Source organism: Spongiibacter sp. UBA1325, from assembly GCF_002306875.1.
Classification (GTDB): Bacteria; Pseudomonadota; Gammaproteobacteria; order Pseudomonadales; family Spongiibacteraceae; genus Spongiibacter; species Spongiibacter marinus.
Genome location: NZ_DBTD01000011.1, coordinates 52,580 through 66,141, shown reverse-complemented (window position 1 = coordinate 66,141; position 13,562 = coordinate 52,580). Strand labels below are relative to the sequence as shown.

The 13,562-nt window shown below is 56.0% G+C and carries 13 protein-coding genes; 7 read left to right on the top strand and 6 right to left on the bottom strand.

Features of this window, described 5'->3' with window-relative positions:
- Nucleotides 1–5: 5 nt before the first annotated feature.
- Together secB and B3K78_RS16120 are read left to right on the top strand one after the other, a co-directional pair.
- Entirely contained in the window at nt 6–491 is a 486-nt protein-coding gene (secB, locus tag B3K78_RS16125; protein ID WP_286696250.1) for a protein-export chaperone SecB, read from the top strand.
- A gap of 90 nt (nt 492–581) precedes the next feature.
- Complete coding sequence (locus tag B3K78_RS16120; RefSeq protein WP_286696249.1) at nt 582–1,049, top strand: tRNA (cytidine(34)-2'-O)-methyltransferase; 468 nt, start codon at nt 582–584, stop codon at nt 1,047–1,049.
- Between the two features lie 20 nt (nt 1,050–1,069).
- Here B3K78_RS16120 and ntrC read toward each other — a convergent pair whose 3' ends face one another.
- The 4 genes from ntrC to glnA all read right to left on the bottom strand — a co-directional run bounded on the left by ntrC (nt 1,070) and on the right by glnA (nt 5,801).
- A complete protein-coding gene (gene ntrC / locus B3K78_RS16115; RefSeq protein WP_286696248.1) occupies nt 1,070–2,488 on the bottom strand; it encodes a nitrogen regulation protein NR(I) in 1,419 nt (472 codons plus the stop codon).
- Nucleotides 2,485–3,558 (bottom strand): nitrogen regulation protein NR(II), encoded by a 1,074-nt coding sequence (gene glnL / locus B3K78_RS16110; protein ID WP_286696247.1) that lies wholly within the window; start codon nt 3,556–3,558, stop codon nt 2,485–2,487. Before glnL ends, ntrC begins: the two co-directional genes overlap by 4 nt.
- A 218-nt stretch (nt 3,559–3,776) precedes the next feature.
- Nucleotides 3,777–4,277, bottom strand: a complete 501-nt coding sequence (locus B3K78_RS16105; protein WP_286696246.1) for a DUF4124 domain-containing protein — start codon at nt 4,275–4,277, stop codon at nt 3,777–3,779.
- A 117-nt stretch (nt 4,278–4,394) separates the two neighbouring features.
- A complete protein-coding gene (gene glnA / locus B3K78_RS16100) occupies nt 4,395–5,801 on the bottom strand; it encodes a glutamate--ammonia ligase (protein WP_286696245.1) in 1,407 nt (468 codons plus the stop codon).
- Between the two features lie 382 nt (nt 5,802–6,183).
- On the opposite strand from glnA, the gene thiI reads away from it, so the two are divergent.
- Together thiI and B3K78_RS16090 are read left to right on the top strand one after the other, a co-directional pair.
- Nucleotides 6,184–7,638, top strand: a complete 1,455-nt coding sequence (thiI, locus tag B3K78_RS16095) for a tRNA uracil 4-sulfurtransferase ThiI (protein WP_286696244.1) — start codon at nt 6,184–6,186, stop codon at nt 7,636–7,638.
- Entirely contained in the window at nt 7,635–8,054 is a 420-nt protein-coding gene (locus B3K78_RS16090) for an acyl-CoA thioesterase (RefSeq protein WP_286696243.1), read from the top strand. Before thiI ends, B3K78_RS16090 begins: the two co-directional genes overlap by 4 nt.
- A gap of 13 nt (nt 8,055–8,067) precedes the next feature.
- On the opposite strand, the gene B3K78_RS16085 is transcribed toward B3K78_RS16090, so the two are convergent.
- A complete protein-coding gene (locus B3K78_RS16085; RefSeq protein WP_204997362.1) occupies nt 8,068–8,502 on the bottom strand; it encodes a hypothetical protein in 435 nt (144 codons plus the stop codon).
- A 29-nt stretch (nt 8,503–8,531) separates the two neighbouring features.
- A complete protein-coding gene (locus B3K78_RS16080; protein WP_286696242.1) occupies nt 8,532–9,878 on the bottom strand; it encodes a sodium-dependent transporter in 1,347 nt (448 codons plus the stop codon).
- 189 nt (nt 9,879–10,067) lie between these two features.
- Between B3K78_RS16080 and typA the strand changes: the two genes are divergently transcribed.
- The 3 genes from typA (at nt 10,068) to dtd (ending at nt 13,409) form a co-directional block, all read left to right on the top strand.
- Nucleotides 10,068–11,876: a translational GTPase TypA gene (gene typA, locus B3K78_RS16075; protein WP_286696241.1), complete on the top strand. Its 1,809-nt coding sequence runs from the start codon at nt 10,068–10,070 to the stop codon at nt 11,874–11,876.
- 84 nt (nt 11,877–11,960) lie between these two features.
- Complete coding sequence (gene pip, locus B3K78_RS16070; RefSeq protein ID WP_286696240.1) at nt 11,961–12,938, top strand: prolyl aminopeptidase; 978 nt, start codon at nt 11,961–11,963, stop codon at nt 12,936–12,938.
- Nucleotides 12,939–12,971: 33 nt separating this feature from the next.
- Nucleotides 12,972–13,409: a D-aminoacyl-tRNA deacylase gene (gene dtd, locus B3K78_RS16065; RefSeq protein ID WP_286696239.1), complete on the top strand. Its 438-nt coding sequence runs from the start codon at nt 12,972–12,974 to the stop codon at nt 13,407–13,409.
- Nucleotides 13,410–13,562 lie beyond the last annotated feature (153 nt).

Genomic DNA, 13,562 nt, shown 5'->3' with positions numbered 1-13,562 from the left:
CGACAATGGCTGAACAAGAAAACGCCCAAGCACAAGACAATACGCCCAAGTTCGCATTGCAGCGCATTTACATAAAAGATGCTTCCTTTGAGTCGCCGTCCAGCCCTGTGGTGTTCACCAAAAGCTGGAAGCCGAAAATGCACGTGGATCTAAACACGCGCAGCCAGCCCGTGGGTGAAAACAGCTATGAAGTGACGCTGACGGTGACAGTGACTGCCAAGCTGGAAGACGACGAGACCGCGTTTTTGGTTGAAGTGCAGCAGGCGGGCCTGTTTGTCGCAGAGGGCATTGAAGGTGAGGCGCTGCGCCAGCTGCTGGGCATAGCCTGTCCGAATATGCTGTTCCCCTATGTGCGTGAGTCTGTTGACGCACTGGCAGTAAAAGGCGGTTTCCCGGCGCTGGCACTGCAGCCGGTGAATTTTGAGGCGCTTTACCGCCAGGCCAAAGCGCAGGCGGATGAAAAAGCTGCCGCTGAAGAGACCACTCACTAAACTCTCGGCATATCAGCTGCGCTCCCTGCGCGGCGAGGCCGGGATGTCTGTCTCGGCCTGTTTCTTTCCTGCTGCTGTGGTGAATGCGCCATGTTCCATATTGCTTTGCACGAACCCAAGATCGCGCCGAATACCGGCAATATCATTCGCTTGGTGGCGAACAACGGCTGCCATCTGCATTTGATCGAGCCCATGGGCTTTGACTTGGAAGAGAAAAAACTGCGGCGTGCGGGATTGGATTACAGCGACATGGCGCGGGTTAGCCGCCACGCCGACTATGCCGCGTTTTGCGAGGCGGTGGCGGGGCAACGCATTTTTGCGCTGACGACCAAGGGGCAGCGCAACTATGCCGAGGTGGCATTCCAGCCCGGCGATGTGTTGCTGTTCGGTTCTGAAACAGCGGGCTTGCCCGCTGAGATTCGCGATGAACTCGGTCCGGATCACTGCCTGCGGGTGCCCATGATGGAGGGCGCGCGCAGCTTAAATTTGTCAAATACGGTGGCTCTGGTCAGCTATGAAGCATGGCGCCAGCAGGGGTTTGCCGGCGCGCTTCGGTAGCGGTATTGCGCTAGCCAGGACTACTCGTCTTCATCGCCACCCATATCCAGTTCTTTGATTTTGCGGGTGAGGGTGTTGCGCCCCCAGCCGAGTAAGTTGGCGGCATCGCGACGTCGGCCGTGGGTGTGCTTGAGCGCCGTTTCGATCATGATTCGCTCAAACTCCGGTACCGCGCGATCCAGCAGCTTATCCCTGCCCAGTAGTAATTCTTGGTCGGCCCAGCGGCGTAAATTCTCCTGCCAGTTTGCCGCGGGGGCCGCTTCGCTGTCGCTGTGCTCCAGCAATTCGGGGGGCAGGTCATTAAGGTGAATCTCCCGTCCCGATGCCATCACCGTTAGCCAGCGGCAGGTGTTCTCCAATTGCCGAACGTTGCCGGGCCAATCGAGTTGGCTGAGGTATTCCTCGGTGTCGGGCAGCAGGCGCTTGGGCTCGACATTGAGTTCATTGCCGGCAATGGTAAAGAAGTGCTGCATCAGTTTGGGAATGTCTTCCCGGCGCTCGGCAAGTTTGGGGAGGTGGATGCGGATAACGTTTAGGCGATGAAATAAATCCTCGCGAAAGCTGTTGTCTTGCACCAGCTTTTCAAGATTTTGGTGGGTGGCCGCGATAATGCGAACATCGACTTTCACCGGGGTATGCCCCCCCACGCGGTAGAACTCACTGTCGGCGAGTACCCGCAACAGGCGGGTTTGGGTTTCGGCGGGCATATCGCCTATTTCGTCCAGAAAAAGCGTACCGCCATCGGCCTGCTCAAAGCGTCCGCGACGCTGGGCAGTGGCACCGGTGAAGGCCCCTTTTTCGTGGCCAAAGAGTTCCGATTCCATCAGGTCCTTGGGGATCGCAGCCATATTCAGCGCGATAAAAGGTTTGCTGGCCCTCGGGCTGTGGCGGTGGAGGGCCTGGGCGACAAGCTCTTTACCGGTACCGGATTCGCCGTTAATCAGTACCGTGATATTGGACTGGGACAAGCGGCCAATGGCGCGAAACACCTCCTGCATCGCGGGTGCTTCGCCGATAATTTCGGTGCTCTCCAGCGGCACTTCCTCGGGCAGTGCCGGGCGGTTTTTATTGGCGTGTTGCAGGGCGCGCTGGGTTGTTGCCAATACCTCGTCGACGTCAAAGGGTTTGGGCAGATATTCAAAGGCGCCGCCTTGATAGGAGGCAACGGCGCTATCCAAATCTGAATGGGCGGTGGTAATAATCACCGGCAAACCGGGGTGGATGTCGCTGATGCGCGACAGCAGTTTTAGGCCATCGATACCCGGCATGCGGATGTCGCTGATCACCGCGTCGGGCACCCCCGACTCCAGCTGAGCAAGCAGGGCATCGCCATTTTCGAAGCTGCGGGTTTCAATGCCGGCCTGGTTGAGGGCTTTTTCGAGTACCCAGCGAATCGATTTGTCGTCGTCGGCAATCCATACGGTGTTGCTATAGCTCATCGGTTTTGCTCCACGGGTATAAACAGCGAAAACTCCGTGCGACCGGGTTCGCTGTGGCATTCAATAAGGCCTTGGTGATGGTTGAGAATGGACTGTGAGATCGACAGCCCAAGCCCAGAGCCGTCGGCGCGGCCGCTGATCATTGGCAGGAATATCGACGGAGCCAGGTCTTCGGGTATGCCCGGACCGTTATCGATAATGTCCACGCGGCACACCAGTCGGTGGCGGTGAGAGCCAATGGTAAATTGGCGCAGCGTTCTGCTGCGCAGGGTAATTTGTGCGCCGCCTTCAGGAGGGGATTGTTTCAGCGCCTGAAGGGCGTTGCGGACGATGTTGAGTACCGCCTGAATTAATTGCTCGCGATCGCCAATGATGTCCGGGATGCTGGGGTCGTAATCGCGGATGATGCTTAACTCGTCGCCTCCCTCAACTTCCACTAGCTGGCGCACGCGCTCCAGCACTTCATGGATATTGGTGGGCAGCTGGTTGGGCATCTTATTGGGCCCCAGCATATTGTCGACCAGGTTTCGCAGGCGGTCGGCCTCTTCGATAATGATGTTGGTGTAATCGTGCAGGCGCGGGTCGTCGAGTTCGCGTGCCAACAGCTGTGCCGCACCGCGCAAGCCGCCAAGCGGATTTTTCACTTCGTGGGCGATGCCGCGCAGCAGCGCTTTGCTGTTTTGCTGGGAAGATAGCAGGCCTTCTTCGCGACTGATGCGAAGTAGTCGATCCAGCGGCTGCAGCTCGATGATAAGAGACGTTCGCGGGTGTTCCACAATCGGCGTTACCGCGTAGTCCACCGTGATTTCGTCGCCGGAGCGCAGGGTTAATACTGTTTCCCGTTTAGTGAACGCCTCGCGGTTGTTGATGGCGTCCAACAGTTTCACAACGGTGTCTTCGTCTTCGTGAAAAAGGTGGGTGATGGCCTCGCCGTGGATGCGCTGGTCGGACACCGCCAGCAGTGACTCTGCCGCCGGGTTGATATAACTCACGGTGAGGTTGGGCTCGACCAGTAGGATCGCCGTTTTCAGGTTGTCGAGTATGTGGTGGTGCAAATTCGCTGGGGGCATGGGCTCGCCACTGTCTTCATTATGGTTCATTGCAAAGCAATAATTAGGCCAGTGCCCCGGAATGGGGGCGTTGTTATTGAGTGAGCGCCAATTGGGCGTTGTATATGGCGTGGCGCGGTGGTGCGTCGCTGGGGCTGGCCCCGCGATGGCGCGCAAGGCCGCCGCTATTGTCTTAGTGTGCACCAATATGGTGCTTGGTGTATAGCTTGGCTGGAGGGTCAGTTGTTTGGCCAGTGGGCCACGACTGAAACAGTGTCTCGACTCAGCTTTTCCCCGTTTGGGCCGAGGACTTCTGCGCTGATTTGGTGCCGGCCGCGGTTCAGGCGCTCAATGCGTGCAGAGGTGGCGCTTCCCCGGCTAAGGGTTTTGCCATTGACGGCGATGCGCAGGCTTTCGTCGCCGCGCAGGGGGCGCTGGAGCTTTACATTAACGGTGGTGGGAATGCGGCCATTGGGGAATACCTGGCCGTCGCGCGGCTGGATGATTTGTACCTTGATTGAGGCCGGTACGGGGGTGGCATGGCGGTCCAGCTTGGTCGGTGGTGGCGGCGACACAGCCGGCGTGGTGTTTACCGGGGGTAGATCGACCGGGCTGCCGCCGTCGCGGGGAGAGTCACTGTAAACGGTGCGACCCTGTTCGTCGGTATGACGATAGATTTCTGCATGCAGTGGGCTGCAGAGTACGCTCGCTACGCAAATAAGGCTCAGCAGACGATACATAAAAAGCCCTCGCTATCACTTTTCTGTAGTGTGCGACGAGTTGATAGGCGCGGCAAGGTTTAAAAAATGACAGGCAAAAAAAAGCCCGCCGAAGCGGGCTTTTTCGCACAAGGCGTATTAAACGCTGTAGTACATGTCGAACTCAACAGGGTGAGTTGTCATGTTCAGGCGCTCGATTTCCTCAGACTTCAGCTGGATGTAAGCATCGATCATGTCGTCGTCGAATACGCCGCCAGCGGTCAAGAAGGCGCGGTCTGCATCCAGTGCTTGCAGCGCTTGCTCAAGGCTAGACGCAACAGTCGGGATTTCAGCCGCTTCTTCTGCAGGCAGGTCGTACAGATCTTTGTCTGCCGCATCGCCAGGGTGGATCTTGTTCTGGATACCGTCAAGGCCAGCCATCAGCAGGGCCGCGAATGCCAGGTAGGGGTTCGCAGAGGGATCTGGGAAGCGAACTTCTACGCGGCGTGCTTTCGGGTTAGTGATGAATGGAATACGGATAGACGCTGAGCGGTTACGTGCTGAGTAAGCCAGCATAACCGGTGCTTCAAAGCCGGGAACCAGGCGCTTGTACGAGTTAGTAGACGCGTTGGCAAAGGCGTTGATCGCGCGAGCGTGCTTGATGATACCACCAATGTAGTACAGTGCTGTTTCAGACAGGCCGCCGTAAGCGTCGCCAGTAAACAGGTTTTGGCCGTCTTTGCTCAGTGACATGTGCACGTGCATACCGCTACCGTTGTCGCCGACAACTGGCTTGGGCATGAAAGTAGCGGTCTTGCCGTAGGCGTGAGCGACGTTGTGTACGCAGTACTTAAGTACCTGTACTTCGTCAGCTTTTTTCACAGCAGAGTTAGGGCCAACACCGATTTCACACTGACCAGCAGTACCTACTTCGTGGTGGTGTACTTCAACTTCCAGACCCATGTCGGTCATTGCGTTACACATTGCTGCGCGCAGGTCGTGCAGGCTGTCGACGGGTGGTACGGGGAAGTAACCGCCTTTAACGCCAGGACGGTGACCGGTGTTGCCTTCTTCGAAGCTGTTGCCAGAAACCCAGGCGGCTTCGTCAGAAGAAATCGCGTAGCTCGCGCCTTCCATTGCCACTTTCCACTTCACGTCGTCAAACACGAAGAACTCGGGCTCGGGGCCAAACAGAGCGCTGTCGGCGATGCCGGCAGAGCGCATGTAGTCTTCGGCGCGCTGAGCGATAGAGCGTGGGTCACGGTTGTAGCCCTGCATAGTAGAAGGCTCAACAATGCCGCAGCGAATGATGATAGTGGGCTCGTCGGTGAAGGGGTCGAGAACAGAGGCCTCGTCGTCTGGCATGAGGATCATGTCTGACTCGTTAATGCCTTTCCAGCCTGAGATCGATGAGCCGTCGAACATTTTGCCTTCTTCGAAGAAGCCCGCGTCGATTTCGCTCACCGGCATGGTGACGTGTTGTTCTTTACCTTTAGTGTCGGTGAAGCGCAGGTCCGCCCACTTCACGTCATTATCGGCGATTAACTTCAGAGTGTTCTCTGACATTCTTAACATCCTCCAATATAGAGTCTTGTAGTCGATTCGGCGTGGCCGAAAGCAGTGGCGATTATAGGTTCATTGCCGCGTGCCGCATAGCGGCATCTGCATAGAACCGAAAGTAAACACGCATATGCGCTGCGGGCCGTGGCGCCGCTGTTTCTGTTCGAAATTTATAGAGCAATATGCGTGCCATATTTTTGTGCTGGTTTTTTGTTCAAAATCCGAGCGAAAAACCCACTTTGCCTGAAAACTGTGCGTTTTGCCAAAAAATGCGCACCAATATAGTGCTTTGGTGTTTCATCTTGGTGCGTAGTCGGGGTTTCTGCGGAGCTGAAGCGTTTTAAGTGAACCGCTATAATGCCCGCCCAGCTATCTCCGTGGTGCCACAATGAAGTTCATCGTAAAGCTCTTCCCTGAAATTATCATCAAGAGCAAGCCTGTTCGCAAAAAGTTCATCAAGCAGTTGCGCGATAACCTGCGCAAGCTGCTGATCCCGATTGACCCTGAACTCCATATCGTTCGTGAATGGGACCGTATCACTATTGAAACCCAGTGTCGTGCCGACGCCGATATTGCGGCGATATTGGCGGTATTGAGCAATACCCCGGGCATTGCTCATGTCATCGAGGTGGCGGAGTACCCCTTGGTAGATGTGCACGATATCTATGAAAAGGTCCGGGATGCTGTTGGTGATAGCTTGCGTGGCAAAACCTTCGCAGTGCGCTGTAAGCGCACGGGTGATCACGACTTCAACTCCAATGAGGTGGAGCGCTACGTCGGTGGCGGCCTGAACCAGTATTCAGAAACTGGGGGGGTGAGGCTCAAGGACCCGGATGAAGTCGTGCGCGTTGAAGTGCGCAAGAATCAGTTCTTTGTCGTTAAGCAGCGACACGAAGGCTTGGGGGGCTACCCCATTGGCACCGTCGACTCCGTCGTCAGCCTGATTTCCGGTGGCTTTGATTCCACGGTGTCCAGTTACATGACAATGAAGCGGGGCATGCGCACGCATTTTTGCTTTTTCAATCTCGGTGGCCGTGAGCACGAGGTGGGGGTGAAAGAAGTCGCGCTGTATCTCTGGCAGAAGTTCGGTGCTTCGCATCGAGTAAAATTTATCAGTGTGCCATTTGAAGATGTTGTCGCCGAAATTTTGAAGAATGTTGAGAACTCACAGATGGGGGTGATTCTCAAGCGCATGATGTTGCGCGCTGCCGAACAGGTGGCGGCCGAGCTGGAGGCGCCAGCGCTGGTGACCGGAGAAGCGGTGTCTCAGGTGAGTAGTCAGACGCTAACCAACCTCTCTGTGATCGATCAGGTAACCGATACCCTGGTATTGCGCCCGCTGATCACCACCGACAAGCTGGACATTATCAATACCGCGTCCAGAATTGGCACCGAGCAATTTGCCGCGAATATGCCTGAATACTGCGGTGTGATTTCTGTGAAACCCACCACGCGTGCGCGCCCGGAGCGGATTGCTGCGGAGGAAGAGAAGTTCGATTTTTCAGTGCTTGAGCGCGCGGTTGCCAGTGCCAGATATATCAACATCGACAAATTGGCAGATGAAGAAGTCAGCCATACCGAGGTCGAGGTGCTGCCGATTCCCTTGGCTGAAGCCGTGGTGCTGGATGTGCGCCATCCCGATGAAGTTGACCGCAAGCCGCTCAGGTTGGAGCGCAATCGCGTGGCGTGCATGCCCTTTTATGAATTGCATAAGCGCTGCGTTGAGCTCGATCGCGACACGGTCTACCAGCTGTATTGCGACAAGGGGGTGATGAGTCGTCTGCATGCTGCACACCTGCTTGAGCAGGGTTATGACAACATCAAGGTGTATCGCCCCTCATGACTATCTACACACAACCGCCGTTATTTGATGTCGAGATAGCACCTCGCTGGGCCGATCAAGACAGCCTGGGGCATATCAATCACGTGCAGTACTTCTCTTATCTTGAAGAGGCGCGAGTGCACTGGCTGCGCTCCGAGGAAATGCTAGCCCTGGGCGGCTTTCGGCTTGTGATTGCGGCCATCGCTTTGAATTACCGGCAGGAGTGGCGGCACGGCCGATCGCTGCGGGCGCGCGCCTGGGTTACGCGAGTGGGGAACAGTAGCTTTAGTTTGCGGCAAGCGCTATTTAGTGACGATGGTGAGCAGCTGGTGGCAGAGGGCGATGCCACCCTGGTGCATGTGAATGAGGATCACCGGCCGGAGGCTATTTCTGCTGCTGCCAGGGCGGTACTGGCGCGGTCGCTGATCGAAAGCTAGCGCTTTTGCCGTGTCAGGGCGTAGCCAAATTGAAGTTATACAGTTTGAAGCGTTGATCTTGCAGGGTCAGTGTTGCGGTCATGATCGCGCTGCCGTTTTCGAAATAAAGCTTGCTGCTGTAACTGAGTCGCGGCGAGTCTGCAAAGAGAGATAGGGCGCCACTCAGGCGAGAAAAGCGCAGTTCGTCCATGCGCTGATATTGCCCTAAATGCTGGTATTGCGCGCTGAGTGCAGCCAGTTGCTTATCATTGACTTGCGCCAGTGTTTCACGGCTGAGCTGGGCGCGCAGCGCTGCGGGCTGCCAGCTCGAAATACTGCTAAGTGCCGTGTCTAAATAACTGCGCGCGGGCTCGCCGTACTGCTCTTCGACTTGGCTGCTGTAGTAATACAGGCCACCAAAGGCAATGAGGCCAACCAAAATAAAGCTGCGGAGCAGGGTGCTGTTCACAAGTGATCCTAAATGAGGTGCTAGCGGTATCAATGGCGCATAAGCCAGCCGAGTAGGCCCAGGCTGTGCAGGAACACCGCGATAATGCCCAGTGGTGCAATGTAGCGCAACAAAAAGCGCCAGGCTTTGAAGACCTTGGCGTGCAATATGCCGGTTTCGTCGAACACCCGGTCGCTAGGCATCAGCCAGCCGACAAATACCGCGATTAACAGGCCGCCAAGCGGCAGCATAACGTTGGCCGTCAGGTAGTCCAGGGCGTTGAACACGGACTCGTAATGAATGCTCGCGATGCCGCCCAGCCAGGCGATACCGGCCAAGCCGAAGGTGGATACCGGCCGCTTGACGCCGTGCTTTTCCAGCCACGCGACGCCCGGCTCAATAAGGGAGATCGACGAACTGAGTGCGGCGATGCTCACCAGCGTGAAAAACAGGGTGCCGAAAAAGATGCCGCCGCTCATGTTGGAGAAGGCGATCGGCAGTGTGACAAACATCAGCCCCGGCCCTTGGCCCGGTGTTAAGTCGTTAGCGAAGACCAGCGGGAACATCGCCATGCCCGCCAATAGGGCAATAATGGTATCCAGTGCGGCGATCGTCATGACGGTTTTGCCGATGGACGAATGCCCGGGAAAGTATGCGCCATAGGCCATGATGGCGCCCATGCCAAGGCTCAGGGTGAAAAAGGCGTGCCCCATCGCTACCAGTATTGCCTCGCCGTTTAGGCGGCTAAAATCCGTGTCGAACATAAAGTGCAGCCCGGCTTCGAAATCGCCGTTTACTGCGCTGTAGCCCACCAGTAGCAACAGGAAGAAAAACAGCATGGGCATCAAAATGTCGACGGCCTTGCCGATGCCCTGTGTGACCCCCGCTGCCACAACGCCGGCGGTGAGCAGGCAGAACACGCTGTGCCAAAGCAACTGTTGGCTGTTGCTGGCGAGTAAACTGCTGAAATTGCTCTCGATTTGCGCCGGGTCTAAATTGCTGTAAGTGCCGCCGATACTCTGTGATACGTATTCCAACGCCCAGCCAGCGACAACGCTGTAAAACATCATGATAAGCAGGCCGGCGAGCATGCCGACACCCCCGATCACGCCCCAGTAGCGACTGCGCCCGCTTTCTTTTGCCAGTTTGGCCATTGAGTCGGCGGGGTCGCTGCGCCCGGCGCGGCCGAGCATAACTTCAGCGATCATCACGGGAATGCCGATCATCAATATGCAGGCGAGATAAACCAGTACAAATGCACCGCCACCATATTCACCCGTGATGTAGGGAAATTTCCAAATGTTGCCAAGGCCGACGGCTGAGCCTGTGGCGGCAAGTATAAATGTCCAGCGCGATTTCCATGTCACGCCCTCGGGGGCCGAAAGGGCTTTACTCATATTATTTTTTCCGTCGCGGGAAGGCTTTTTTGGGAATTGTAGCGGTAAATGGTACTTCGGCCCAAGGTTTGGCCAGTGCGGTGGTCGAGTAAACACTGGCAATATGTCGTAGATGCCGATGAGTTGTGCGTATCTCGGCGCTGCTGGTGTATACTGCGCGCCCAAATTTATCCGACGACGACCTCGCCCATGATTGATAAGCTGCGCAATATTGCCATCATCGCCCACGTTGACCACGGTAAAACGACCCTGGTTGATAAACTGCTGAGTCAGTCGGGTACGCTCGACCGCCGCAACCAAGACACCGAGCGTGTTATGGACTCCAATGATCAGGAGAAAGAGCGCGGCATTACCATCCTAGCTAAGAACACCGCGATCCGCTGGAACGACTACCGCATTAACATTGTGGACACCCCAGGGCACGCCGACTTTGGCGGTGAAGTAGAGCGGGTGTTGTCGATGGTTGATTGTGTACTGCTGTTGGTAGACGCCGTAGACGGCCCTATGCCGCAGACACGCTTCGTTACACAAAAAGCGTTCGAGCGCGGTCTCAAGCCCATTGTCGTCGTCAATAAAGTCGACCGCCCGGGCTCTCGCCCTGACTGGGTAATTGACCAAGTCTTTGACCTGTTCGACCGCCTGGGTGCGACCGACGAACAGCTTGATTTCCCCATCATTTACGCATCTGCCTTGAACGGTATTGCCGGCCCAGAGGCCGACGAGCTGGCGGAGGATATGACGCCGCTGTTTGAGATGATCGTGGATAAAGTGCCTTCGCCAGATGTCGATGTTGACGGTCCGCTGCAAATGCAAATTTCAGCGCTGGACTACAACAGCTATGTCGGCGTTATCGGTGTTGGCCGCATCACGCGCGGTACCATGAAGCCCAATGAGCAGGTTGTGGTTGTTGGCGCCGATGGTAAGCAGCGCAAAGGGCGTGTGCTCACGGTGATGGGTTATCACGGTCTGGAGCGTGTTGAAGTCGAACAAGCACAAGCCGGCGATATTGTATGTATCACCGGTATCGAAGGCTTAAATATTTCCGATACCATCTGTTCGCCCAGTCAGCCGGAAGCGTTGCCAGCGCTGACTGTTGACGAGCCCACCGTCAGTATGACCTTCCAGGTTAACGATTCACCGTTTGCCGGTTTGGAAGGCAAGTTTGTTACCTCGCGTAATATCAACGACCGTCTCCAGCAAGAGCTGATCCACAATGTGGCGCTGCGGGTTGAGCAGGGCGACAGCCCCGACAAATTCAAAGTGTCCGGTCGCGGTGAGCTGCACTTGTCGGTATTGATTGAAACCATGCGTCGCGAGGGTTTTGAGCTGGGTGTGTCACGTCCTGAAGTTGTTCAGCGAGAAATTGACGGTGTTCTGCAAGAGCCCTACGAGCAGGTCGTTATCGACGTTGAAGATCAGCACCAAGGTGCCGTCATGGAAGAGTTGGGGCTGCGCAAGGCAGAGCTGACCAACATGGAGCCCGACGGCAAAGGTCGCGTTAAGCTTGAGTTTATTGCGCCTGCGCGTGGCCTGATCGGCTTCCGCGGTCAATTCCTGACGCTGACCTCGGGCAGCGGCATTATGACCACTGTCTTCGACCACTACGGTGAAGTGAAAGGCGGTGAGATGGCCAAACGCCAAAACGGCGTATTGGTCTCGATGGTGAAGGGCAAAACCCTTGCCTACGGTCTGTTTAACCTGCAGGATCGCGGTCGCTTGTTCCTCGGCCACGCTGAGGAAATTTACGAAGGGCAGATTATCGGTTTGCACAGCCGTAGCAACGACCTGGTGGTGAATGCGACCAAGGCCAAGCAGCTGACTAACGTTCGCGCTTCTGGCACCGATGACGCGCTGACGCTGACGCCGCCGGTACGTCATACCCTTGAGCAAGCGCTCGAGTTTATTGAAGACGACGAGTTGGTGGAAGTGACGCCGAAGAGCATTCGCCTGCGTAAAAAACTGCTAACGGAAAACGAGCGCAAACGCGCGGCAAAATAATTTGCCTGGGGCGAGGGCGGGCAAGCCGTCCCTCGCTGCGCTACACTGAAGGTCTCCGCTGTTAATCGACCTCAGGTGCGCTGAATGTTGGCACTTTATCCCGATATCAAACCTTATCAACGTCATCGTCTGGCTGTTCAAGCCCCTCACGTTCTCTATGTAGAAGAATCTGGTAACCCGGACGGTATCCCCGTGCTATTTGTGCACGGCGGTCCCGGTGCAGGTTGCAGCCCCAAGGCGCGCTGCTTTTTTGACCCCGAGGTCTACCGCATTATTTTGTTTGACCAGCGCGGCTGTGGCCAATCCGAGCCCCATGCCTGTTTGGACAACAATACGACGCAAGCGCTGATCGAAGACATGGAAGCTATTCGAGAGCATTTGGGTGTACATCACTGGGTGCTGTTTGGTGGCTCCTGGGGATCCACGCTCAGTATTGCCTATGCACAACGTCACCCGAGCCGCGTGCTGGCAATGATATTGCGCGGTATATTTTTGTGCCGTCCTCAGGAGCTTCAGTGGTTTTACGAGGAGGGAGGCGCGAGCCGCGTTTTTCCCGATTACTGGCAGGAGTTTGACGAGGCCGCCCATCGCCAGCCCGGTGAGAGCTGGATCGAGGCTTATCACCGGCAGTTGCACGGCAGTAATGAGCTGGCGCGGATGTCGGCCGCAAAGGCTTGGTGCCACTGGGAGGGGCGCTGCTCAACGCTGCGCCCTAACCACGATGTTGAGTCGCATTTGCTGGACGCTCACACCGCCGTGGCGATGGCGCATATCGAGAATCACTTTTTCCGCAGTGACCCGTACCTGTTGAGTCAGGAAATCCTGGAGAATATGTCGGCGTTGGCAGATATCCCCGGGGTTATTGTCCACGGTCGTTACGATATGATCTGCCCGCTGGACAATGCGATGAAACTATCGCAATACTGGCCAGCCGCCGAGTTGTTCGTGGTTCGCGATGCCGGGCACTCCGCTTTTGAGCCGAGCATGAGTGATGCCCTGGTTAAGGCAACAGATGAGATTGCCGAGGTGCTGGTACGGCAGTTTTCGGGCGAGGGCGCATAATACTGCACCACGGATTTACGTATAGAGAATTGAATGAAAGCACTACTTCAACGGGTTCGTCACGCGAAGGTCGAGGTTGATCAGCGCTGCGTTGGTGAAATTAGTCAGGGAATATTGTTGTTTCTTGGGCTGGAAAAACACGACAGTGAAACCGAGCTGGAAAAGTTATTGGAAAGGGTGCTGAATTACCGCATTTTTTCCGATGAGCAGGGGCGTATGAATTTGTCGCTGCGCGACATTGAAGGCGGGCTGTTGGTGGTTTCCCAGTTTACTCTCGCGGCACAAACCAGTAAGGGGCGGCGCCCCGGATTTTCAACGGCCGCCGAACCCGAGCGCGCCCGCCAGCTTTACGATCATGCCCTGGCGTGGCTTTTTCCTCGCCAGGCAAAACTGGCAAGCGGAGAATTTGGCGCGGATATGCAGATCTCTCTGCTCAATGACGGGCCGGTGACTTTTCTACTGGAATCGTAACGTTATCCCACTCCCGACAGATTTATGGCAACGCGGTTCCCGCGTTTTTGCCGTTTTTTGCGTCTGTGTCAACTTCTTCACAAAGCCGGTTTTTTCGGTGAACTCAGTAATATGAGCTCGTCTAAAAGGCATCTATTGGCAAAAAAAGGATGT